Here is a 21,915-nt window from a genome sequence, read left to right as displayed (position 1 = left end):
AGTCCAATTCCTCTTTTTATTTTTCTATTCAACTATGAGATAATACGCTTATTTCACAGCCTCATACCCCTTCATGCGTTTCTCAATCCAGCCTTCCTTCTCAAGCTTCTTAAAGCCCTTCTGGATATCTTTCTCTTCCCAGCTTCCAAGACTGCCGTATAACGGTGTTTGATCGAGCTCCTGTTCTCTGATTTGATAGGAGGTCCTGCCTTTGAGAAGCTGGGCGATTAAGTGGAGCGGTTTATCCTTCAGTGTACCGTTTAATTCATTCAGAATGGCAAAAACCTGTTCAAAGGATAGGGACTGTTTTTTAACTTGTATACATACATCTTCAGGCTGAAAAGGCTCGGTTTCCATTGCTTCTTTTAATCCCTGGTGCAGAGCTTCAAGTTTTACTTTTGCCTCATCCACTGTTTGCTTGCGAATCTCTTTAAGCATGGATATGGCTGGAAGCCTAAAGCCCGCTAGCCAGATCAACTCGGAAGATGCTCTTTCAGCTGGAATGTCTGCTTGAGAAAGCTCCTCCGCAAAGCCCAGAAACGGTTCCTTCACAATGTCCGGCTGAACGGGATAGCGGGTCAGCTCCTTTTTCATTTGCAGGATTTCAGGCAAACTGGCAAGCTCCTTTTTCCATTGAGCTACATTTCCTAAGTCATTTAGAATGGTTTCATTCTTTAAAGCAATTTCGTTAAACTGCATCTCAATTGTTGCAATTCGCTTTACCGCTTTTTCCATATCCGGCTCTTCTTCAAGCTCCACTTTGGAATGTTTCACATGAAACATCCGCTTTGTTTTGCACTGATCACATGTTTGAGTGATAACTTCGTTCAGCGAATCAAATGACAGCTGCTTTTCGTGGCCACATTGCTCTGGAAGTTCCCGGTAAGGTCTCATAACAATTTCTACACGGTGTCTCCAAAATACCACATCTTCGGGTGGTGTCAGGAGAGAAAGCAGGGAGGAACGGTTCATCTTTTCCACCGCTTGAACCACCTCCCGTTTTGCTCTCGCAAGCTGGACGAACGGATGCTGTTCATAGCTTTGTTCAATGATTTCCTCCCACTCACGTTTGCTCTTTAAAGAGAGCTTGGCACAGAATAAATAGTCTCTAACCACCTTTTGAATGTGAGTATTGAGGTCGGTTTTAGTCATTTCTGTAAAATCCTTTATATAAAAAGATTCCTCAAGCTGAGGAATGCCGTGTCCCGCTGAAAAATCATTCCATAAAAAAGATTCCGGTTTCATGAGATGCGGATGAATTTGCTCCTGCCTGTTTGAAAAAACCGGAAAGAATGCTCCCTTTTCAAGCTGGAGAAAGCTCTGGATCCTTTCCCTTTCATCTATTGAAAGGCGAAGCTCATCCAGGCATTCCTGAATACGATTGAGCAAAGCCCGCTCCGTCTTATGACCGGCAGACCGGACTTCTTTATTTTTCTTGCCGAGCGGAAGCACAGCAAGGGATGGGTACGGATCAAAATATTGGGCGTGCAATTGAAGACTCATGGCCATTCCTGCTTTCCGTTGTTGTTTAATGACCATTATATCGGGGAACGGTGGTGATTTAAAATTTTAAGGTGCCATACAAAAAAGCCAGCCCGCACCCGGACCGGCTTCTATTTTTTCACTTTCGTCATCTTCTGCAAAATAAAGACGATCAGCAGGATTGAAATGAGACCGATGATGATGTTGAATACCCATTCTGTTTGAAACCAGTGAACCTCTTTTTCCTTTGGCTCTGCTGCTTTAGGACGTTGGAGTGCAGACCCGAGCACCGCTTCGCTGACGGTTTCTTTTTCAATAAAGCTTTGAAAATCTTCAATATCGTATTGGGGTATTTCTGCCTCCTTGTTGCCATATAGAAGCTGGTATGTACCCCCGCTGCTTTTTTCGAATACGATTTGGTCAATAGTATATTCCTGGGTGATTTCCTGAATGCCAAGGGGTGCGTTATCTTCGTTGCTGATTTTTATGACGATTTTCTCAGCAGCGGAAGGTATTTGAAAGGTCAGATCCGTATTTTGAATGCGGGTATTTTTAAAGTTCGCACTATAGAGTTCTGCTTCTCCGCTTAAAGAGATCGGACTGCCAGAGCCATCCTCTATTTCCACTGTCCGGCGGAAGTTCCCCTCTGCTTTCAGCGACACCTTGGCGGTTTTGAGTCTTTGCTTGTTTTCAATGGTGACGATCGTTTGCTTTCCCTTTTCAACAGCCGTAAATTCCGGTGTTTTCTTTTTGGAAAATTCCTTGAAGCTTTCTGTTGTTTCGCTGTGAATAAGCGATAAGCCCGGCAAAACGATTTTTTCGGTGTTGCCGATTACTTTGATCCGATAATAGCTGAACTTCATTGCCATTCCAAGGTCTATCGTATCGTTCTTCACTTCTCCTGTATTGTAGAGGGTGTCCTCCTTTACGGGCTCCCACTTAAGACCATCGTAGCTTCCCAGCACTTCTACTTTCTTTAGAAAAGGCTGGTCAGGGAGATCTGCCTTCAAGGTCTCCCCTAGAATATCTGTGTTTTTTTCTTCTTGAATGATTTTGAAATCATAGAGTGTATTTCCGTTTTCCTCTCTTCCGGGAAGGGCCTCCGACGAATAGACGGTTTCCTGTTCGGATGAATTTCCGTAGCCGTTCTTCAAATAGTACGGAACGGTCTGTCCCTTCTCATTTATGATGCGCACATCCCCTAAGTCTTCACGTGCTCCGGAATACACCTCCTCATCCAAAAACAAGGATTGGTATGTGCCTTCCTTCTGAATTTCTATGTTTTTCGCAAACTTCCAATTTGATAAATTCGAATCTGCTTTTGCGGATGGAGGGCTGCTGCTTATAAAAAGAGCAGCAGCCAAAAGAATCATTGGTTTATTCAGCCGAAACATGCTGCTGTGCCTCCTGCCGGCTTGATACTTTTTGATACATGTAAGAGATGGCAAGCAGGGCTATTCCAAAGCAGAAATACGCTATGATTTTGCTTCCCTCCGTTAAAAACGCAAGGTCGTAAAGAATCAGTTTCCCCGTAGAGAGCAGTGTAATGCCAAGGCCAATCCGGCGAATGTAGACGTACTGCTTTTTGAATCCGTAGAAAATATAGCCGATTGCGACGGCAAGGAAAATCGTGCTAATCAGGACTCCCACGTCTCCCAGACGGAATTGCACATAAAGAAAGGACGCCAAAATCCCAAGCAAATAAACAGATAGAATGGTCGGATAAAGCTCTACATTTTTGTATTGCTTCCGGATATAGGCCAGCAGCATATCTCTTCCAGTGAAGAAAATTAAAAAGTTGAATCCGATTAAAAGCACGAGAGCTAGATATTCAATGAACGTATTCTGCGCCAATTCCGCCTTCAGGACCGGAGTGCTTACTGTTAGAGCAAGCCCGATTAGACAGCCGATTGCATGCAGAACCAGTCCGTAATAGCCGACATACCTGTCATACAGCAGAGTGATTTTCGGAAGCGCATAGGCAAGCCCCACCGTGATAAACGCCACCATCATAAGTAAGTAGAACCTGTATTGCTCAAAATTAGCCGGAACTTGTTCCTGGTACAAACTAATTGATTCATAAAGAAGGTAAATCCATGCATTCACCAATGCTGTGTACTTCAGCCCCTCCACGATCTGTCTAAATGAACGGAATGGGGCAGCAAAACCAGGGTGCTTCTTTTGCTGCAGCAAGTAATAGACCGGAACGAACAGCAGGCCCACTGTAATAGCGGTGTACTTCATATCGAAGAAATACTCAAAGCCCACTCTTTTACCTGCGACTTCAATGAAGAATCCAAACAGGCACAATGCGTAGATGACCCAGCCTGCCTGCTGCAGGGTTTTGTGCTTGGATGAATAGCCGTAAATCATGAGAATCAGCGCTTCAGCGAGCCAGCCGATGGATACCCATTCCAAGCCGAACTGGAAGGGAATAACCAGAATAGCAAACGTAAGAGATGTGCCGTAGAAGAGCAGCATCGTTTGCGTTTCCTTGACCAATTTCTTTTCGGCAAAACGGCCGAGACCGAAATACACGAGACAGAAGATAACCGCTAAAAGACCCCGGAACTGATTCCAGTCCAGCTCACTAAACAGGTCGTAAATCACAACACAGCTAATAAAGGTGTTAAATCCAAGCAGGATGACATCCAGTATTTTGAGCGAGAGCTTGTGCTTAAACGGAAAGCTGAGTGTGACACCAAGATAAAGAAGGAACGTGAAAACCGAATAGCCCAGATCCGCAAGCGGATTTCCGGAAAGGATGATGAGCAGAATCATGGTCGGCATATTCAGTAAAAAGCTAATGTAATGGACAATATTCCACTGCCTCTGAAACGAAATCCAGAGGATAAGAAGATTCAGTAAAAGCACATAGCCCATTGCTGCATAAACAGCATTTCCTTCCATCCCAAACGCAATAATAAAGGAATACAGCGGAATGTATCCCCCGATTAGACCAAAGGTACATACGGTTCTCGAATGATAGCGGAGCGAAAGCAGAACCGCTGATACCGTAACGAGAACGGATAAAAGAAGGGCGACGGTCATGCCAATAATGTCCAGCAGGAAGTAACTGAAAAAGATCGATCCGTAAAGAACAGCAATTCCCCCGCCAATCAAACCGAGGGCAAACGTTTTTTGCTGTTTTCGGTAAAGCCATTCCCCGCCTGCCAGCATAAGCCCGCCAAGAAGGAAAAAGGTTGCTCCCTTGAAGTAGTCGTTAAACCATGTGGCATATGTATACCTGAATGCTGCAGCAACTCCAAGGATAATCAATAAAATCCCGATCCGGTTAATCCAGCTCAAACCGATTTTCATTTCCACTTGATTTTGCTTCATTCGTTTTTGCATCATGTCTTCTGTCAGTTCTTCGGCTGCCAGTTTTTCATACTGAGCCGCTATTCCTTGTGCGGCCTCTTTTTCCTTTTCGTTCAAGAGCTCTTTATGCTGCCTGATCCGCTCCTCTACCTTCATTGAAAACTGCTGAAGTTCGGACAGGATTTCGTGTTGATCCTCCCCCAGGTTTTTGGAAGCCTGCAGCTTTAATTGGTCAATATTTCGTTTTACCTGCTGCTCAAGCTCCTGCAGCCGGTTTTCACGGGAGTTGGTTCCTTTCCCGAAATATGTATGGAGCTTTTCACGGGAGATTTTAAGAATACTGAGTTTTTCATCCAGCATTTGCTCCTGAAGAGCAACCCGGAGCTTGCTGTTTTCATCTGTTACTTCCCGATTTTTCTTTTTTAATTCATGGACCTGCTTTTCATATGCTTTGTTATCGTGATGGAGACGCTCATTTTCCTGTATAAAGTCCTGAGCCTCATACTCTCTCACAATCTGGTTAAATTCATTTGCCAGCTGAGCCTGGGCTTCTTTTGCCTGCCTCAGCCTGCCTTTTAATTCGTCCATATTATGCCCCCTGAATGACATTTGTTTTACAATTTATTAGCACCATTGCACTATATACCCTTATTTTTACATCAATACTATATAAATACAAAATAATATTTTAAACTCTCACTATATGTAGACATACAAAAGAATAAATAGGATAATTGAACTAGTTAATAATCCCCGAAGGAGGGCTGCTGCCATGATCCGAGACTTAACCACCCATACAGCGATTTTAACTTCCTTTTTATTTATTGCAGGACAGATTTTCAGAAGATATCCCACCGACTTAAATATGTACACAAAGGCTTTGACGGGGATTGTTGCAGGAGTTCTTGGTTCGATCCTGATGATTGTCTATTCCATTCCTGTTGGAGATTACGCCCAGATCGATTTGCGGTTTTTCGCCATCGTATTAGCTACCTGGTATGGCGGGGCAATGGCTTCGCTTCTTACTGCTATCATTATTGGCAGCTCCGGAATTTTTTTCTTCGAGTGGAGCGCTTTTTCAATCACGTCCTGTCTCACAATGATTCTCATATCTTTATTCTGTATCTTCTTATCACGGACTGGACTTTCCTCTCTTAAGAAGTCTATAGCAATGAATGTAACAGCGATTGTGGTTGTTATGTTTTCCTTTTACCTTCAAATGGAAGACCGGGATGTATTAATGCAAATTTATATCGCCATTTTAGCAGCAGGGCTCCCATCCGGATTTTTCCTATCATTCGTAGCTGACTATATTAAAAAATCCAACATTCAATTCCATAATCTTAAGAGCATTTCATCAAAAGACTTTTTAACAGGAATCAATAACGTACGGCGATTTGATGAATTGATGAATGCCAATGTAAAAAAAGCACGAAAAACCGGAAAACACCTTTCCATCCTGATTATCGATATAGACCATTTCAAAATGGTGAATGACACTTACGGCCATCCGGCAGGAGATGCGGTGCTAAAGCAACTGGCGAGGATTCTCGAACGAAACGCACGAAATAAAGAAGAGGTTTCACGGAATGGCGGAGAAGAATTCAGTGTTCTCTTATATGATTGTTCTTTAGAAAAAGCAGGAAAAATGGCAGAGGCCATCCGGCAAGCAATTGAATCAGAAGATTTTATTCTGCCAGACAGTACCGGCATTATGCTGACCTCATCAATTGGGGTGGCTTGTTATCCGGAAAACGTCAGTCGTCCGGAGCTTCTCTTTGAAACGGCCGACCGCGGACTATATGCAGCAAAGAGGTCTGGAAGAAACCGAGTGGGCTATGCTGCTGAAGAAGCGGCGGAGCGAAAAACGGAGACAGGGCAGTGCATCTAGAACAGTAGAGAGATACCGAAGAAAAAAGCAGGCTGCCGAGTTTTCACCGGCAGCCTGCTCTATTATCACACCATAATTTTGCAAATGTCGTTCGTAAACTCAACCGGATCCTGAATCGGCAGGCCTTCAATGAGAAGGGCCTGGTTGTAAAGCAAGCCAGTGTATAAAGCAAGCTTTGCTTCATCCTTTTCGAAAGAGTCTTTCAGTGAACGGAAGACTTCGTGATTCGGGTTGATTTCAAGGATTTTGTCCGCCTGGATATTCTGGTTATCCGGCATCGCTTTTAGGATTTTTTCCATTTCGATGGAGATCTCACCATCAGCTGTCAAGCATACCGGGTGGGACTTCAGACGCTTGGACACACGTACATCCTTTACCTTGCCTGCAAGAAGCTCTTTCATGCGGCCGAACAATTCTTTGTTTTCCTCGTCTTCTGTTTGGGCTTCTTTTTCTGATTCTGCATCTTCAATTCCAAGATCGCCGCTTGAGATGGATTTGAATTCCTTCTCTTTATAGGACATCAGCATGCGGATCGCGAATTCGTCCACTTCGTCTGTGAAGTAAAGAATTTCATAGCCTTTATCCGCCACCAATTCCGCTTGAGGAAGCTTTTCAATGCGCTCGTGGCTTTCACCGGAAGCGTAGTAGATGTACTTTTGATCCTCAGGCATTCTGGATACATAGTCAGCAAGCATTACAAGCTTCTTCTCCTTGGAGGAATGGAACATAAGCAGGTCTTGAAGATCTTCCTTGTTCGCTCCAAAGTCACTGTATACGCCATATTTCAGCTGTCTGCCGAATGAAGCATAAAATTTCTCGTACTTCTCGCGGTCTTCCTTCAGCATGCTTTGAAGCTGGCTCTTAATTTTATTTTTAATGTTTTTCGCAATCAGCTTAAGCTGACGGTCATGCTGGAGCATTTCACGCGAAATATTAAGAGACAGGTCCTCTGAATCGACCATACCCTTAACGAAACTGAAGTAGTCGGGCAGAAGATCCGAGCATTTTTCCATAATCAGGACGCCGTTGGAGTAAAGCTCAAGACCCTTTTCAAATTCCTTTGAATAGTAGTCATAAGGCGTTTGCTCCGGAATGAAGAGAATGGCATTGTATCTTACAGCTCCGTCTACACTGATGTGCACATGTTTGAGGGGCTTATCGAATCCGTAGCGTTTCTCCGCATAGAAATTCTCGTAGTCTTCATTTGTCAGCTCTGCTTTGTTCTTTCTCCAGATGGGAACCATGCTGTTGACAATCTGCTCTCCAAAAATCTCTTCATACTCGTCCTCACTGCCCTCTTTCAGCTTGCTTTCCGTAGAATCCATTTTGATCGGGTAGCGGATAAAGTCGGAGTATTTTTTGATAATGGACTTAAGGCGGAACTCGTCCAAATACTCATCATAGCTCTCGTCTTCTGTGTTTTCTTTGATGGTCAGAACAATCTCTGTACCTACTGAATCCTTTTCCGCGGTTTCAATTGTATACCCATCGGCCCCATCAGACTTCCATAGATAGGCTTCCTCGCTGCCTATCGGCTTTGTCAGAACGGTTACCGTGTCTGCCACCATGAAGGCTGAGTAGAAGCCGACACCGAACTGTCCGATGATATCATGGCCGTCTTTTGATTCATTTTCCGTTTTAAACGCAAGAGAACCGCTCTTTGCGATAATCCCAAGGTTGTTCTCAAGCTCTTCCTTCGTCATTCCGATTCCCGTGTCTGAGATCTTTAATGTGCGGCTTTCCTTATCTGCCGTTACTTTTATGTAGTAGCCTTCTTTATTAAACGTTAATGTATCATCTGTAAGGGCTCTGTAATAGATTTTGTCAATCGCATCACTGGAATTGGAAATCAGCTCGCGGAGGAAAATCTCTTTTTGAGAGTAAATGGAGTTAATCATCATTTCTAACAGTCTTTTGGACTCTGCCTGGAATTGCTTCTTTTCCATAAAAAAATCTCCCTTCTTTCACCTAATATTGTAAACACCTGCTCTATCAGTTTATAAAATTAGCACTCTATCATCAAGAGTGCTAATCAATATTTTTTCATTTCCCTTAAAAACCTTTCTTAAAACTGGAACTGTTTTCAGCTGAAAAGTTTCACAAGCGTATATCCGAGTACCGATAAAAGGATGGATCCAAGCAGGGCCGCTATAAAAGTCTTCAATCCTAAAGTGCGGAACGTCTTCACGTCCACATTCAGTCCAAGACCCGCCATCGCCATCGCAATCAAAAGGTAAGAAAGGTCCACCATGTTTTTGGCTGCTGCTTCAGGAACCACCCCAAGCGTATTCAGTCCGCTCATCGCAAGAAATCCGAAAATGAACCAGGGAACGATGGATAAGGATCCTTTATGACTACCCGAACGCGGCTTGCCTTTTTGCATAATCAGCCCAATGACAATGGCAGCCGGTACCAATAACGCGACCCTTGTAAGCTTTGCAAGGACCGCACTGTCGACAGCCTGCCCGCCTCCGGCAGCGGCAGCCGCGACTGCATGTGCGACCTCGTGAAGTGTAGAACCGCTAAAAACCCCATACTCAGCCGGACTGAGATTGAGCAGGGAGTAAAGCAGGGTGTAAGTCAGCGTGAAAAGAGTCCCGAGCACCGCGATTACGGATGCACTGATGGCTGTTTCATCATCGTTTGCTTTCAGCTGCGGGGAAATAGCCGCTATCGCTGCAGCACCGCAAATTGCCGTTCCGCAGGCAGTAAGCAGGCCAAGATTCTTTTCTACTCCGAGCCATCGTGCCAGCCAGTAGACAGTAAAGAGAGCGAAGACGACATGGATGACCGAGATGGCAAGCACTCCCAAGCCAGCACTGTACAGATCCGCTAAATTCAGCCTCATGCCAAGCAGAATAATGCCGGCCCTCAGCAGCTTTTTGCTTGAAAAAGATACACCTGGTATCACTGCTTCCTTTACACCGAATGCCGCTTTCCATGCCATACCGAGCATTAAGGCAATAACAAGCTGTCCTAAAATGGAGAGAAAGGGAAAGCCTGCTAAACATTTGGCTGCGGCTGCCAAGAGCAGCGTCACTCCGATTCCTTTTATCCACCCCCAATTTATATTTTGTTTGATTGGTCTTATCGTTGTTTCCTCCATGATTGCCACTTCCTTATGTTGTTCCTTACACTTTACTGGAAGCTTAACTATTAGTAAAATACATATAAATGATCGTATTTATCAGCATTTATAATATGTGGAAGTTTGATCCAATTAAAAATTGTAAAATAAAATACACATTCTATTAATAATCCATTGGTATGATGACCATGTCAAAAAAAAGGAGGTACATACCTTGAGAACAGCATGGAAAAAAGCTTTTATTCTTTTATTGGCCCTTTTCTTCATCCCGATCAGCGGTCAGGCATTTGATCTTCCATTGGGCACAAAAGACGGAGGCATCGGCAGCAGCACGAATTATAAAAACGAGCTTCCGAACATTTCACTCGATCAAAAGGTCAATCAAATCATTTATCCTCTTTTCTCGACTCCTTCTATTTCAAAGAAGGGCCAAACCATGACGATTAAAGTAGATACGCAAGGAAAGAAAGCCGGTGAATGGTCGGTTAAACTGAAGCAGACAAACCATTCTTCTTTATCCTCGGACTATGAACTTCCTGTCCAAAGCGTGTCTTCTGGAACCTCTCATTGGAAAAGCAGTCCGGACATACAGGATGTTACCGTCCAAATTCCGGCTGAAGTTCCAGAAAAGCTTTACGATCTTGAAGTTTCCTATACAGGAAACGGACAGCGGATGACCGATAAACAGCCTCATTCTGTAAAAGTAGTCGATGAGTTTAAAAAAGATTTTACCTTTTTGCATATGACGGATACGCACGTTGGATCCCCAAGAAACCTCGGAGACCCGGAAGACCCATCCTCGCTCGATCCTGCTTTGGCTCGGGAAACGGGAATGTGGAATCCTGATAAATCAAAGCGCTGGCTCTACCTTCAAAAAGCGATCAAGGAAGTCAACCTGGCAAACCCTGATTTCGTCGTCGTGACAGGTGATTTAATGTTCGGCCAGCTGAATCCTCTGGAATACATCTATGAATACGAAGAAACGTACAAAGTTCTTCAACAGCTGAATGTTCCGGTCTATATTGTTCCTGGAAATCACGATTATTACGCTCAGGATGCCACTCTTACTGATGGCGCAAAGTACTGGGAAAAATACTTCGGTCCGCAATATTTCTCCTTTAACTATGGCCCGTACGCTCACTTTATCGGGTACAATTCGTTTGACTGGAACAAAATTGACAGAAGCGGAACTGGAACGGTTTCCGTGCCGACATGGGGCGGCCAAATCCGTTCACAGCAGCTCGACTGGATTAAAAAAGACCTGGAAGAGAATGGAAAAACGGCTCAGGCCGGCCAGGTTAGAGGTCTGTTCTCCCACCATAATCCTTTATGGCGCGACCGTGACATCTGGCCGCAGGATGACAGGGAAGTACAGGAGTACTGGAAACAATATGATCAGCAGCATGATCCGCAGCGGTTAAGCACCCTGATTTTGGGTGAAAAACTCGGGATTAAGTATGATCAGCAATGGCACGGGGAAAACGCCAATGAGCTCATTGACGTGATGAAACAGCATCATGTGAACATAAGCCTGCACGGACACACGCACGAAGACAACGTAACAGAAAAAGACGGCATTCTTTACACAACAACAACAGCCATCGAATTAACCGGTAAGCCATGGGTAGGCTTTAGGAATTTCAATGTGAAGGACGGCGTCCTCTCCAATTATAATTACGAGGAACCGGGACACTCGATCCCCGTTTACCAAAATGGAGATACGAGAGCCGGAGTCATGTCTTATGAAGCAAGCTACAAGGATGCCAATGATGGACAGGCGTCTTACCAGGAAGTAACGTTAACCAACCGATTGAAAAAGCCGATGACCATTTCGGTGCCTCTTTATATGACCGAGGGCTCTTATCAGACATCTGCCGGGGAAATCGTGCAGAATTACAGCTCCGGCGGCAAGCAGTACCTGGAGGTTAAGCTGACTCTCCCAGCAAACCATACAGAAAAACTAACCGTTCAAAAATGATGCATGGCAGGTTCTGATTGATTCGGAACCTGCCTTATTTTTGTTCATAATCCTTTTCTTTTCCGTTTCAATATTAGTAAAATAAATATAAAACAATATGCATATTTACTTTATTAATAAAAAGGCGGGAATAAAAACATGTATTATGATGCACTCAAAACATTTGTCACTCTTGCGGAAGTAAAGAACTTCACGAAAACAGCTGAAAGGCTTCACATTTCTCAGCCAAGTGTGAGCCTCCATATAAAAAACCTGGAAAAGGAGTTTCAGACGAAGCTCTTTGTCCGCTCTCCGAAATCCCTAAAAATCACCCCAACCGGCGAAATTCTTTACAGCCGCGCCAAACAAATGATTCATATGTATGATCAAACGAAACAGGATATTCTGGAGCACCACCATGATATAAAAGGAAAGCTGACCATTGGCGCAAGCTTTACGATTGGAGAATACATTCTTCCAGCCTTCCTTGTTGATTTTCAAGCCAAATATCCGAATCTGGATCTTGAAATCATCATAGGCAATACAGAGGAGATTGTTCAATCCGTCCGCCTATTTAAGGTGGACATCGGTCTAATCGAGGGCCAGACCAATGAAAAAGAACTGACCGTTGAGCCCTTCCTCGAGGATGAACTATTTATTGTAGCGTCCAACAAGCATACGCTTGCTGAAAAAAGTGAAGCCGTCATCGCAGACCTTCACAGTCAAGTTTGGGTGACAAGAGAAATTGGCTCAGGGACTCGGGAGTACTTGGAGCACGTCATCCGTTCCAACGGATTAAAGGTTCAATCGTTCCTGACAATCAGCAGCAATCAGGGAATAAAAGAGACGATCATAAGCGGTATGGAGGCATTGTCTCTGCTTTCCTATCATGTGATTGAAAGAGATATTCGAAACAAGGTGCTCTCGATTATTTCATTAAAGGATCATACCTTCAAACGGAAGCTTTCAATGGTGTATTCCCCCGCTATGGAGAGCAAGATGAACGTTGAGGCATTTACGGTGGCACTGAGAAAGTGGCAGAAAAAATAGGAACAGCAGGTAGATTGGTGTCGAAACTTGTGGAATCGATAATAAAATATGTGTTTTCGAAAATCTCCGGTAACCTTGCATCTTCCGCTTAAACATCGTAATTAAAGACAACTCCGTTTTAGAAAAGAGTCTCGTGCATCTATCCTCCGATTCGCCAAATCCTTGGATTAATATTTACGCACGGATTCTTTTTCAACCAAATCCAGAAAATCCTCCACAACTTTTCTGTTATTTTTCTCCCCTCCGAGCTTCAGCATGGCTCGGCCTACAAAATTTATGCCCTTATTTTCCCCTTCGTAAATAAATCTGGTCTTGTTTTCATCTACCTTTTCCAATGTAAAGGAGAGTTTGATTTCAAAAGCTTTAGCTAAGACAAACCCTATTCTTTTGTACTTTCTTTCTTCAAGATCTTCATAGCCAAGCGTTTCAACAATATAGGTCTCTATCCGTTTTCCCTCTTTATATTTTTGCTCATGCTTTGAACCTATTTCACCCAGTTCTTTATGCACCAGACGATTCTCCACTACATTGGGCATAATTTTATACATATTTTCTTCCCTCAATAGTTTCCATACTGTTTCAATATTTGCGCTGATTTCCCGTTCCGTTTTCCATTGAATCATCTTTTCTCATCCTTTCCTGTCAGAAGAAACAACTCGATTTCATTTATTTTTTGATGCAGAGCTTCAGCCTGATCCTCCATCCTTTTCTTTTTCTCAACCAGCAGGTTTTCTAAATTGGCAAACGACTCGTCTTCCATAATGGTGAGCATTTCCTGAATGGTGCATCCGAATCCCCGCAGCTTGACTAACAGCATGGCAAGCAGATAGGAGCCGTTATCATAATACCGATAGTTGTTCTGTGGATCTATGAATACAGGTTCAAGCAGCTTCACTTCTGCATAATATCGAAGTGTTTCCTTGCTTAATCCTGTCATTGAGGAGAATTCACTGATTTTATACATGTTTCTCCCTCCTTATCCCTATTGTAAACTGTAGGGTGCACCCCTTAGTCAAACACTTTGTGAAAATGGGAAATTTCTTAAACACGTTTATTTCTGTTAACCGTCAGGGAAAAACAGGAAATAGGTGTGGTTTGCCAGCAACAAAAGAAAGCGGTTTTAAAAAGGGCAGACATATCAATATCAGCGTTACAAGGAGGATTATTTATATGACATTCAGCCCGAAGCTTTACGTAATGGACAATGGCCGCATGAAGAAGGACAAAAACTGGCCAACCAATTCACTAATAAGAGCGGTTATCACATCTACTGACTCTTCCGCTAGAGAAGTGTACATGCTAAACAGCTCAGGATCTTCCTTTACGAGTGAGTGCTTAATGCCGATCAACGTTTCCACCCATAAAAGGAGCCGTTGGGTTGATGAGCAATCTCTCTCGAAAACTTTCTTCAGGGGCTGAATGATGCTACGGAGCCACGTCTCAGCCACCGCTTCTCTCAGCGAAGCTTTGCTTGGATAATGGCGGTAGATGGTTCCGTAGCTAATATTCAAGGCCCGCGCTACATCCACCATGCTTGTTTTCTCCGGTCCAAACGGCTCGGCACTTGTTCTGCCGCATCCAGGATTTCTTCTTTGGTTAATTGCTCTGCCATTCTCTATTCGACTCCCAGCATACCCATTTGTTCAGCTGCATAGCGTGTCCCGATCACCGATTCAGCAGGAACCGCCTCTTCAATTCTGGCAAGATCCGCTTCAGTGAGCTTCAGATTCAAAGCACCAAATGCATCTTGAAGCTGGGAACGTTTTCGGGCACCAATCATCAATACTCCCGTTTTCACTGCGATGAATGCATTCTCCAGCTTCTTCCCCTGTAATGCCACCCGGAGCAAAAGCTCGTTATGGCCGGTTTCATAGAAGTCCCCTGTATCTAAAACCGTTATTCCTTTTTCTAATGCTTCATGAATCGTAGCGATGCTTTCGTTTCTGTCCGCTGCACCGTAAAGGTCCGACATTCCCATTAATCCTAAACCGTTTTTTTATCTTTACCATTTTGAGACTTCCCATTTATTTGTATATAGTGTCATTCGTTTTTTGCGACAATGTTCTAAGCACTACAACAAATCAAATCTTTCCATAAAGAACATTTAAAAGATTATCTAAAAACAAATCGGGGTAAGTTGCATTTACAGGATGAAAAAATTAGCGTGTTCAGAAATTTCGGGATCATCCGAATATTTGCTTGGAGGGATAATCATGGCAATGCTAACTGTTGGTAATGAAAACGATGCACCAATTGAAATTTATTATGAAGATCAAGGATCGGGGAAACCTGTCGTACTCATTCACGGATGGCCGCTTAGCGGGCGTTCTTGGGAAAAGCAGGTTCCTGCTTTAATTGATGCAGGCTATCGAGTCATTACATATGACCGCAGAGGATTTGGAAAATCTTCGCAGCCTTATAACGGCTATGAATATGATACATTCGCAGCCGATCTAAACAAATTGCTTGAACACTTAGACCTTCGTGAAGCAGCACTTGTCGGTTTTTCAATGGGCGGCGGAGAAGTAGCACGCTATATCAGCACATACGGAATAGAACGGGTGAGCAAAGCGGTTTTCGCTGCAGCCGTCCCTCCTTATCTGTACAAAGCATCGGATAACCCAGATGGGGGGCTGGATGATGGGGCGATTGAAGAGTTCCAAAACGGAGTAAAGGGAGACCGTATCGCGTTTCTTGATACGTTTACTCACCATTTCTTTGCAGCCGGGGAAAAGACAGACCTTGTCAGCGAGCCATTCCGTCTCTATAACAGGGATATTGCAGCAATGGCGTCTCCTAAAGGCACACTTGACTGTATCGCAGCGTTCGCCAAAACCGATTTCCGGGGCGACATTGAGAAAATAACCGTTCCAACACTCATCATTCATGGGGATTCAGATGGGACTGTACCGTTCGAAGTGAGCGGCAAGCGTACCCATGAAATGATTCCAGGAAGTGAGCTTGTTGTCATTGAAGGTGCCCCTCATGGCTTCAACGCTACGCATGCTGAGGAATTTAACCGCGGTTTAATTAGCTTCCTTCATTCTTGATGAAGGGCTGATTGAAATTCCCTTTTCTTACGGAACGCTATACGGGTGTCATGGGGATTTCTGAACGTTTGAATATACACAAAGGGCTGTCAATTTTGACAGCCCTTTGTGATCTTATAGCTAAAAAGGGGTTTCGATTATGGGATATTAGTTACCTCAATATTTAACAGCCATCTATCTATCGCTGATTTAGGATAATAGTTTTTCAAACCAATTTTTATATGAGGAAGCTCGCTCGTATAACCATTGTCACCATCAGGTAACTCCGTTAATTTTTGAATTTCTTCCATGCTTAATCCTAAATAGTCTACTAATTCCTGCTGTGTGAATAGTTAAGACTGCGGAATCTCTTTTTTTGGCAAAGCCTTTTGTTCAACGCTAAATCCGTCTTTAAGGACCCAGCTTCCCATTACAATACATAAGCCTAAGAAAACTATAGATAATGCTACTGCATAATTTTTCATACCTTCCCCCCTTTTAATTAAATTCAACACGCATAAAAATTCCCCCTTCCTTCGTGACAGCCCTTTCAAAAAAATCTCCAGGTTATTTACGAATTGAGATAATTAGAGTACACTAGGTTCAGATGTTAATTGATAATGAGTATCATTATTATGAGGTGAACCACGATGAACCTAAACCAAATTCAACAAAATGAAACGTTTAAAATACAGGATTTAACCGATCTCCATCCATTTGTTAAACGCCGTTTGAAGGATCTCGGCGTTTACGAAGGAAAAGAGGTCAAAGTGATTCGCTATTGTCCGCTTGGAGGGCCATGCCTATTGGAGTGCTCCGGACAAAGGGTCGGCATTCGCAGAAAAGACACGTTCTGCATTAAAGGGGCTCGTCTTTCATGAATACGGCACTGTTTGGCAATCCGAATACAGGAAAAACCTCACTATTCAACCAAATTACCGGTTCTTACGAATATGTGGGAAACTGGAGCGGGGTAACGGTTGATAAAAAGGTCGGCAGGATTAAAGACTCCATGCAGTCTTTGATTGACTTGCCCGGTGTCTATTCCCTTAATCCTCTTTCCAACGATGAGCGCGTCGCATCGATTGCGCTTCTTCAGGAGGAAGCGCAGCAAATTCTGAATATCGTCAACGCCAATCAGCTCGAAAGAAGCCTTTATTTAACGATTGAGCTTTTAGAAACGAATCTTCCTCAAGTCGTTGTGCTGAATATGATGGACCTCGCTGAAAAGCGCGGCATATCCATTCATTTAGAGCGTCTCGGTGAACTGCTTGGTGTGAAGAGCCATTCAGCAGTTGCCCGCAAAGGACATGGCTGTGAAGAAATTACCCAGCTGTTTAAAAACGAGCCGCTTCATTCGTCTGCTCCCTTTATGATTTCCTATCATCCAATCCTTGAAGCGGCTATTGCCCGCATGCTTACTGAAATTGGCGAAGAAGGAAACATGAAAAAGCGCTGGGTGGCAGTTCAGTATTTGATGAACAATGAACTCATTCAGCTGGAAATGAACAAGAAGTTTCCGGGACTCAGCCGAATAAAGGAAGAAGCTGAGGAACAGCTTTTCACGGCAGCCGGCCATTCTGCGGAAGATGATATGTACCAAACAAGAAATGCCTTTATTACGAATCTGGTTGATCAGGTGACAGAACAGCAGGGTCAGCGCGAGAGCCTTCCTTTGACCGCCTGGATAGACAAAATTGCGATCCATCCGGTTTTGGGCATTCCCTTTTTCCTTCTCATCCTGTTTGCGGTTTTCCAGCTGACGTTTGATTGGCTTGGAACCCCCATCTCCGATATGCTGGATTCCTTTTTCACAGGTCCTTTAACCAGTGGAGCTCAGCTGCTATTGAACAGCATCGGTGCCACACCGTTCATCCAGGCTGTTGTCCTTGATGGAATTATTGCGGGTGTAGGAGGCGTTCTCGTGTTCGTCCCGCAAATCTTTATTCTGTTTTTCTTTATTTCCTTATTGGAGGATTCCGGATATATGGCCCGCGTGGCTGTTGTGATGGACCGCCTGATGGAATACATCGGACTGAATGGAAAAGCGTTCATCCCTCTGGTCATCGGTTTCGGATGCAACGTGCCGTCCATTATGGCAGCGAGAACGATTGAACAGCCCAGGGAACGTTTGCTGACTATTCTCGTGTCGCCGTTCATGTCCTGTTCGGCAAGGCTTTCTGTATACGCTCTGTTTGCGGCAGCCTTTTTTGAGAAAAACCAGGCGCTGATCGTCCTTTCCCTCTACGTTCTCGGGATCGTAGTCGCGATGATTGTCGCAAAAATTCTTTCGCTTTTCCTAAAAAATGAAAAATCCTATTTTGTTATGGAGCTCCCTCCGTATAATGCACCGCAAATGCGGCAGCTGCTGAAAAGTACGTGGGACAAAGGAAAAGGGTTTGTGCGAAAAGCAGGAACGTTCATTTTAGGAGGAACCGTCTTTATTTGGCTGTTTTCTTACCTTGGTCCCGGAGGCGCAGACGTTCCAATCGACGAAAGCTTTATGGCAATTGCGAGCGGCGCTGTAGCTCCTATTTTCGCTCCGCTTGGATTTGCAACCTGGCAGGCGGTTTCTGCGCTCATTACCGGCTTCCTCGCGAAGGAAGTGGTGGTGGCAACCATGAATATCCTGTATCACGTACCGGATGGACAAACGATGGCAGGGCTTTTGCCAAACTATTTCACACCGCTCTCAGCCTATACATTCCTTGTGTTTATTCTGCTCTACACACCATGCCTGGCAACAGTCGCCATCATGAAGAAAGAAACAGGCAGCACAAAGATCACACTGTTCTCGATTGCCTATTCGTTTGCCATCGCCTATATCGTAGCCCTTGCGGTTTATAAAGCAGGGCAATTTATCGTATAAGAGGAGGTTTCCGATATGATCGCAAGCATCATCTTAGGACTGCTCATTTTTGGATACGCCACCTGGATGGTTGTCTCCTTTTTCAAAAAAAGCCGACAGGGAAAATGCGGCACATGCGCTTTAAATAAATCCTGCAAATCCGGCTGCTCGATTGTGACGGCAGAGGAACGCGGAGATTTGCTGAAGCATTCCAACGGGTAATAAATGGCAAGGCCAGGCTTTTAGAGCCTGGCCTTTTTTAGTATGCTTAAATAAAAACGGAGGAAGCTCTATGGGAACAAAACGAGTGCAAGTCCAGGAAATACCGGGCTGGGGAACCTATCTGCGAGGACAGTGGGAGGCCCGGTTTGCCGGCCATCTCTCAGCTGAGGAAAAAAAAGAAATCCATTTAGACTCCTTTTTATGGCATCTGTGCAGCTACAAAAAGACAGCCTGTCTGGAGAAGCAAGAAGCCATCCAGTCGTTTCAGGATCAGAAAAAGGAGAAGTGCACCTTCTTCTATCAGTTTATTGATGATGCCTATCTAATCAATCATGCAGCACCATTAAGCATAGGGGATTTGCCTTATGATCGGCTCCATATGGATTTTGGGGATTTGTATGTAATGGACTGGGAACAGAAGTGGTCGTTTGTGATGACGCATGAGTCAAGCTGCGGACCTTATTTCATCCAATTTTAAAGGATTTCAAATTTCGTGCAATTTCACTTCCAATCTCGTTCAAGGCCGCTTTTGTTCCATACTTTCCATGGCTTTGGCCATTTTTATCCTGTCCCCCGCCTAACCCAAGGAATTGCTCGGACGGCTTAAAATGAAGGCCGAGCAGCGGAATTCCAAGCCTCGAATGAAAGCCAAGCTGATAGGCTGCGCTTGGGTAAGGTTCGATCGCTTTCGGCGGATCAAATTCAATCCCAGGTTCGACCCTTTCAAACAGAGCGCAGTGCTCTCTCCCTAAAAGAATGACCATGCCGGGTCTTAAAAACTCGAGCTTTTCCTGCAAAAACTCCCGTGAAAAATCAGAACCGAGCAAACTAAGCTTTTTTTTAATCCTCCCCATATGCGTACGTGTTGCAAAAGGGAAAAAGTCCGAATGAACGACGTTTTGAAGATGGGGAGATCCGTAAAAAGAACCGCCCATTCCATTTAAGAAACCTTCCAGTTTCGCTCCCCCGGGTTTGCCAAACCATGTCCGGTACGCTTTTCCCTCCTTAAAATACGATTGATAGAACTCGATCGCAGACTCTAGCTGAGCCCCATCCTTCGCATACTCCGCTAATGATCGTCCATCTTCCCGAATATGAAATCTCGCCAGGTCCCCAAGCAGCAGCTGATTGTTCTGATCGAGAAATTCCTTTGGAGACGGATTCGTGGCCATGGTGACCCAGCTTCCAGGAACCGCCTCCCCAAGCCAGACAACAGGTGTCGCTCTTTCGATGAACTCATGAGAAATCGGGGTCTTGAGCAGTTCTTCCTGGTACATGGAAGCTCCGGCTAGGAGTGATTTCGCCTTTGTTAATCGATCTTCGGTGAGAGAGGTTAAGCTCACTTATTCTCGCCTCCTTTTCTGGAAAGGTATATAAACCATCTCCTAAAGGGATGCTTTTTAAACTCTATGAACTCTCCCTATAAAAGTGGATGACTAGTGACACACTAAAGGCACTTATTGAAGCAAAGGACGTGTCAGGAATGGATTTTTTTGAACTACTCACGACTGAAGTCGCTAGATTCTGACGCCCATATTGACGATAAAATCCTTAGAACTTAAAACCAGTCGTAAGTTTCCTGCTTCATCGAGAACCGCGTTCTTTGACAAACGTCTTACACTCTCTCCTTTATCTAACCTTACGTTTAGATAAACAGCTCCTAAAAGGCGGCTGACAGGCACACCCCGCCATTCCAGCGGTAAAAAGAAAAAGATTAAACGGGATTTAATAGAGGCTGGCTCCGTAATATACGCAGACCTTCCTCTTTTATATTTTGGGCTGCATTCATATCCCGATCGTGCTGTTGTCCGCATTCAGGACAGACCCAGACGCGGGTCGAGAGGGATAATAAAGTTTGCTTTTTCTTACACCCATTGCACAGCTTGGAAGATGCGAAAAACCGGTCCACTAATACGACTCGCTTATTGGCCCAATCTGCTTTATAGGATACAAAGGTTTTGAATTGCGACCAGCTTACATCCGCAATACTTTGGGATAACTTTTTATTTTTAATCATTCCTTTTACATATAAGTCCTCTAACACGATCACTTGGTTTTCGTTTACGAGTTTTCTGGACTGTTTGTGTAAAAAGTCTTTTCGTTTATTGGCTATGTGAAGATGAAGCTTGCTAATTCTATTTTGCATTTTTTTGTAGTTACAGCTATGTAATTTCTTTTTTTTTAGCTTCCGTTGTAGTTTAGCTAACTTCACCAAATGTTGTCGTAAGTGTTTTGGGTTGTCGATTTTGACTCCGTTGGAATCAATAAGAAAATGGGTTAAACCAAGATCCACCCCCATTACATCTTCTTCTCGAAGATAAGACAGTTCGATCGGTTCCTCGCGTTTAACCACTTCTTCTATTTTTAAAGATACGTGATATTGTCCGCTGCTATGATAAGAAACAGTGGCCTGTTTTATTTTCCCGCTGAACCCTTCGTTCTCGAACATTTTTCGATGTTTCTTAGATAATAGCACGTTCACTTTACCGACTTTCGGCAATTGAATGGTGTGATCTTCAACGTTTAATTTAATATTTCCGTTCGTTTCTTTTGTTGTATACGATTGTTGAGCCTGTCTTTTGGACTTAAATTTCGGAAATTTATTTTGACCTTTAAAAAAGCGAGTAAAGGCATCTTCCACTTGTTCAATGGCACATTCCAAAACAAATTTATCCGGTTCTTTTAACCAGCCAAACTCCGAATGACTTTTAAGAATGATGAACGATTTCTTGAATTCTGCACCTGTAAGGTTTTCACCGGTCTGTTTGTACACTTCCATTCTTTCGGATAAGTAGAAGTTTCGAGTAAACCGGGCACACCCAAAGTAACGTAGAATTTTCTCTTCCTGTTCTTTGTTAGGACGCACACGAAGACGAAGACCGTAATGGCGTAATTTTAAGCCTTGTTCGGCTAATTCTTCATCTTTTTTCTTGGTAGCTTTTCTAACCATTACGAACCCTCCCACCACAGAACAAACGTTCTAATTATATTTATTATTTTATTTTAATTGGTTAAAAAGTGCAAATA

The 21,915-nt window shown here is 43.8% G+C and carries 20 protein-coding genes and 1 pseudogene; 8 read left to right on the top strand and 13 right to left on the bottom strand.

Annotated features, from left to right (window positions below; all coding sequences use genetic code 11):
• Positions 1 to 48 precede the first annotated feature (48 nt).
• From AS29_RS06190 to AS29_RS06180, 3 genes are all read right to left on the bottom strand, one after another.
• On the bottom strand, positions 49 to 1,503 hold the full coding sequence (locus AS29_RS06190; RefSeq protein WP_035410419.1) for an RQC-minor-2 family DNA-binding protein: 1,455 nt from the start codon (positions 1,501 to 1,503) through the stop codon (positions 49 to 51).
• A gap of 110 nt (positions 1,504 to 1,613) precedes the next feature.
• Complete coding sequence (locus AS29_RS06185) at positions 1,614 to 2,876, bottom strand: DUF3999 family protein (protein ID WP_035410422.1); 1,263 nt, start codon at positions 2,874 to 2,876, stop codon at positions 1,614 to 1,616.
• Complete coding sequence (locus AS29_RS06180; protein WP_035410424.1) at positions 2,860 to 5,391, bottom strand: DUF2339 domain-containing protein; 2,532 nt, start codon at positions 5,389 to 5,391, stop codon at positions 2,860 to 2,862. The genes AS29_RS06185 and AS29_RS06180 overlap by 17 nt, the downstream gene beginning before the upstream one ends.
• A 184-nt stretch (positions 5,392 to 5,575) precedes the next feature.
• Between AS29_RS06180 and AS29_RS06175 the strand changes: the two genes are divergently transcribed.
• The gene (locus AS29_RS06175; protein ID WP_035410427.1) at positions 5,576 to 6,694 is read left to right on the top strand and encodes a GGDEF domain-containing protein; all 1,119 of its coding nucleotides are present in this window, start codon (positions 5,576 to 5,578) and stop codon (positions 6,692 to 6,694) included.
• Between the two features lie 65 nt (positions 6,695 to 6,759).
• Here AS29_RS06175 and htpG read toward each other — a convergent pair whose 3' ends face one another.
• Entirely contained in the window at positions 6,760 to 8,640 is a 1,881-nt protein-coding gene (gene htpG / locus AS29_RS06170) for a molecular chaperone HtpG (protein WP_035410430.1), read from the bottom strand.
• A gap of 137 nt (positions 8,641 to 8,777) precedes the next feature.
• Positions 8,778 to 9,800 (bottom strand): YeiH family protein, encoded by a 1,023-nt coding sequence (locus AS29_RS06165; RefSeq protein ID WP_035410433.1) that lies wholly within the window; start codon positions 9,798 to 9,800, stop codon positions 8,778 to 8,780.
• Between the two features lie 196 nt (positions 9,801 to 9,996).
• Between AS29_RS06165 and AS29_RS06160 the strand changes: the two genes are divergently transcribed.
• Both AS29_RS06160 and AS29_RS06155 read left to right on the top strand, forming a co-directional pair.
• A complete protein-coding gene (locus AS29_RS06160; protein ID WP_035410436.1) occupies positions 9,997 to 11,760 on the top strand; it encodes a metallophosphoesterase family protein in 1,764 nt (587 codons plus the stop codon).
• Positions 11,761 to 11,898: 138 nt separating this feature from the next.
• Entirely contained in the window at positions 11,899 to 12,789 is an 891-nt protein-coding gene (locus AS29_RS06155; protein WP_035410439.1) for a LysR family transcriptional regulator, read from the top strand.
• 167 nt (positions 12,790 to 12,956) lie between these two features.
• Here the strand turns inward: AS29_RS06155 and AS29_RS06150 are convergent, their stop codons facing one another.
• The 4 genes from AS29_RS06150 to AS29_RS06135 form a co-directional block, all read right to left on the bottom strand.
• Positions 12,957 to 13,412: an SRPBCC family protein gene (locus tag AS29_RS06150; RefSeq protein WP_035410440.1), complete on the bottom strand. Its 456-nt coding sequence runs from the start codon at positions 13,410 to 13,412 to the stop codon at positions 12,957 to 12,959.
• A complete protein-coding gene (locus AS29_RS06145; protein WP_035410443.1) occupies positions 13,409 to 13,753 on the bottom strand; it encodes a MerR family transcriptional regulator in 345 nt (114 codons plus the stop codon). The genes AS29_RS06150 and AS29_RS06145 overlap by 4 nt, the downstream gene beginning before the upstream one ends.
• Before the next feature lie 226 nt (positions 13,754 to 13,979).
• The gene (locus AS29_RS06140; RefSeq protein WP_051860783.1) at positions 13,980 to 14,321 is read right to left on the bottom strand and encodes a TetR family transcriptional regulator; all 342 of its coding nucleotides are present in this window, start codon (positions 14,319 to 14,321) and stop codon (positions 13,980 to 13,982) included.
• 83 nt (positions 14,322 to 14,404) lie between these two features.
• Entirely contained in the window at positions 14,405 to 14,767 is a 363-nt protein-coding gene (locus tag AS29_RS06135) for an aldo/keto reductase (RefSeq protein ID WP_082883749.1), read from the bottom strand.
• A gap of 235 nt (positions 14,768 to 15,002) precedes the next feature.
• On the opposite strand from AS29_RS06135, the gene AS29_RS06130 reads away from it, so the two are divergent.
• Entirely contained in the window at positions 15,003 to 15,839 is an 837-nt protein-coding gene (locus AS29_RS06130; protein ID WP_035410448.1) for an alpha/beta fold hydrolase, read from the top strand.
• 137 nt (positions 15,840 to 15,976) lie between these two features.
• On the opposite strand, the pseudogene AS29_RS21290 reads toward AS29_RS06130, so the two are convergent.
• Positions 15,977 to 16,159: pseudogene (locus AS29_RS21290) on the bottom strand (helix-turn-helix domain-containing protein); the annotation flags it as partial.
• A gap of 12 nt (positions 16,160 to 16,171) precedes the next feature.
• Positions 16,172 to 16,303: a hypothetical protein gene (locus AS29_RS21875; RefSeq protein ID WP_269449386.1), complete on the bottom strand. Its 132-nt coding sequence runs from the start codon at positions 16,301 to 16,303 to the stop codon at positions 16,172 to 16,174.
• Positions 16,304 to 16,468: 165 nt separating this feature from the next.
• On the opposite strand from AS29_RS21875, the gene AS29_RS06125 reads away from it, so the two are divergent.
• The 4 genes from AS29_RS06125 (at position 16,469) to AS29_RS06110 (ending at position 19,366) form a co-directional block, all read left to right on the top strand.
• Entirely contained in the window at positions 16,469 to 16,699 is a 231-nt protein-coding gene (locus tag AS29_RS06125; RefSeq protein ID WP_035410451.1) for a FeoA family protein, read from the top strand.
• Complete coding sequence (gene feoB, locus AS29_RS06120) at positions 16,696 to 18,687, top strand: ferrous iron transport protein B (RefSeq protein ID WP_035410454.1); 1,992 nt, start codon at positions 16,696 to 16,698, stop codon at positions 18,685 to 18,687. Before AS29_RS06125 ends, feoB begins: the two co-directional genes overlap by 4 nt.
• A gap of 15 nt (positions 18,688 to 18,702) precedes the next feature.
• A complete protein-coding gene (locus AS29_RS06115; protein WP_035410457.1) occupies positions 18,703 to 18,888 on the top strand; it encodes a FeoB-associated Cys-rich membrane protein in 186 nt (61 codons plus the stop codon).
• Positions 18,889 to 18,958: 70 nt separating this feature from the next.
• Positions 18,959 to 19,366 carry a DUF4275 family protein gene (locus AS29_RS06110; protein ID WP_035410460.1) on the top strand — a complete coding sequence of 136 codons (408 nt, stop codon included), beginning with the start codon at positions 18,959 to 18,961 and terminating at the stop codon, positions 19,364 to 19,366.
• Here the strand turns inward: AS29_RS06110 and AS29_RS06105 are convergent.
• On the bottom strand, positions 19,353 to 20,231 hold the full coding sequence (locus tag AS29_RS06105; RefSeq protein ID WP_035410463.1) for a hypothetical protein: 879 nt from the start codon (positions 20,229 to 20,231) through the stop codon (positions 19,353 to 19,355). The genes AS29_RS06110 and AS29_RS06105 overlap by 14 nt on opposite strands.
• Positions 20,232 to 20,602: 371 nt before the next feature.
• Positions 20,603 to 21,838, bottom strand: coding sequence for an RNA-guided endonuclease TnpB family protein (locus AS29_RS06100; RefSeq protein ID WP_051860784.1), 1,236 nt, complete (start codon positions 21,836 to 21,838; stop codon positions 20,603 to 20,605).
• Between the last annotated feature and the right edge of the window lie 77 nt (positions 21,839 to 21,915).

This window comes from Bacillus sp. SJS (assembly GCF_000732485.2).
Classification (GTDB): Bacteria; Bacillota; Bacilli; order Bacillales; family Bacillaceae; genus Metabacillus_B; species Metabacillus_B sediminis.
The sequence above is the reverse complement of the archived record's forward strand: the minus strand, read 5'-3'. Positions and strand labels throughout refer to the sequence as shown.

Excerpts from the sequence above, each read along its gene's own strand:
- AS29_RS06190 (WP_035410419.1), bottom strand. The coding sequence starts at position 1,503 with ATGAGTCTTCAATTGCACGCCCAATATTTTGATCCGTACCCATCCCTT.
- AS29_RS06185 (WP_035410422.1), bottom strand. The coding sequence starts at position 2,876 with ATGTTTCGGCTGAATAAACCAATGATTCTTTTGGCTGCTGCTCTTTTT.
- AS29_RS06180 (WP_035410424.1), bottom strand. The coding sequence starts at position 5,391 with ATGGACGAATTAAAAGGCAGGCTGAGGCAGGCAAAAGAAGCCCAGGCT.
- AS29_RS06175 (WP_035410427.1), top strand. The coding sequence starts at position 5,576 with ATGATCCGAGACTTAACCACCCATACAGCGATTTTAACTTCCTTTTTA.
- htpG (WP_035410430.1), bottom strand. The coding sequence starts at position 8,640 with ATGGAAAAGAAGCAATTCCAGGCAGAGTCCAAAAGACTGTTAGAAATG.
- AS29_RS06165 (WP_035410433.1), bottom strand. The coding sequence starts at position 9,800 with ATGGAGGAAACAACGATAAGACCAATCAAACAAAATATAAATTGGGGG.
- AS29_RS06155 (WP_035410439.1), top strand. The coding sequence starts at position 11,899 with ATGTATTATGATGCACTCAAAACATTTGTCACTCTTGCGGAAGTAAAG.
- AS29_RS06150 (WP_035410440.1), bottom strand. The coding sequence starts at position 13,412 with ATGATTCAATGGAAAACGGAACGGGAAATCAGCGCAAATATTGAAACA.
- AS29_RS06145 (WP_035410443.1), bottom strand. The coding sequence starts at position 13,753 with ATGTATAAAATCAGTGAATTCTCCTCAATGACAGGATTAAGCAAGGAA.
- AS29_RS06140 (WP_051860783.1), bottom strand. The coding sequence starts at position 14,321 with ATGGTGGATGTAGCGCGGGCCTTGAATATTAGCTACGGAACCATCTAC.
- AS29_RS06135 (WP_082883749.1), bottom strand. The coding sequence starts at position 14,767 with ATGGGAATGTCGGACCTTTACGGTGCAGCGGACAGAAACGAAAGCATC.
- AS29_RS06130 (WP_035410448.1), top strand. The coding sequence starts at position 15,003 with ATGGCAATGCTAACTGTTGGTAATGAAAACGATGCACCAATTGAAATT.
- AS29_RS21875 (WP_269449386.1), bottom strand. The coding sequence starts at position 16,303 with ATGAAAAATTATGCAGTAGCATTATCTATAGTTTTCTTAGGCTTATGT.
- AS29_RS06125 (WP_035410451.1), top strand. The coding sequence starts at position 16,469 with ATGAACCTAAACCAAATTCAACAAAATGAAACGTTTAAAATACAGGAT.
- feoB (WP_035410454.1), top strand. The coding sequence starts at position 16,696 with ATGAATACGGCACTGTTTGGCAATCCGAATACAGGAAAAACCTCACTA.
- AS29_RS06115 (WP_035410457.1), top strand. The coding sequence starts at position 18,703 with ATGATCGCAAGCATCATCTTAGGACTGCTCATTTTTGGATACGCCACC.
- AS29_RS06110 (WP_035410460.1), top strand. The coding sequence starts at position 18,959 with ATGGGAACAAAACGAGTGCAAGTCCAGGAAATACCGGGCTGGGGAACC.
- AS29_RS06100 (WP_051860784.1), bottom strand. The coding sequence starts at position 21,838 with ATGGTTAGAAAAGCTACCAAGAAAAAAGATGAAGAATTAGCCGAACAA.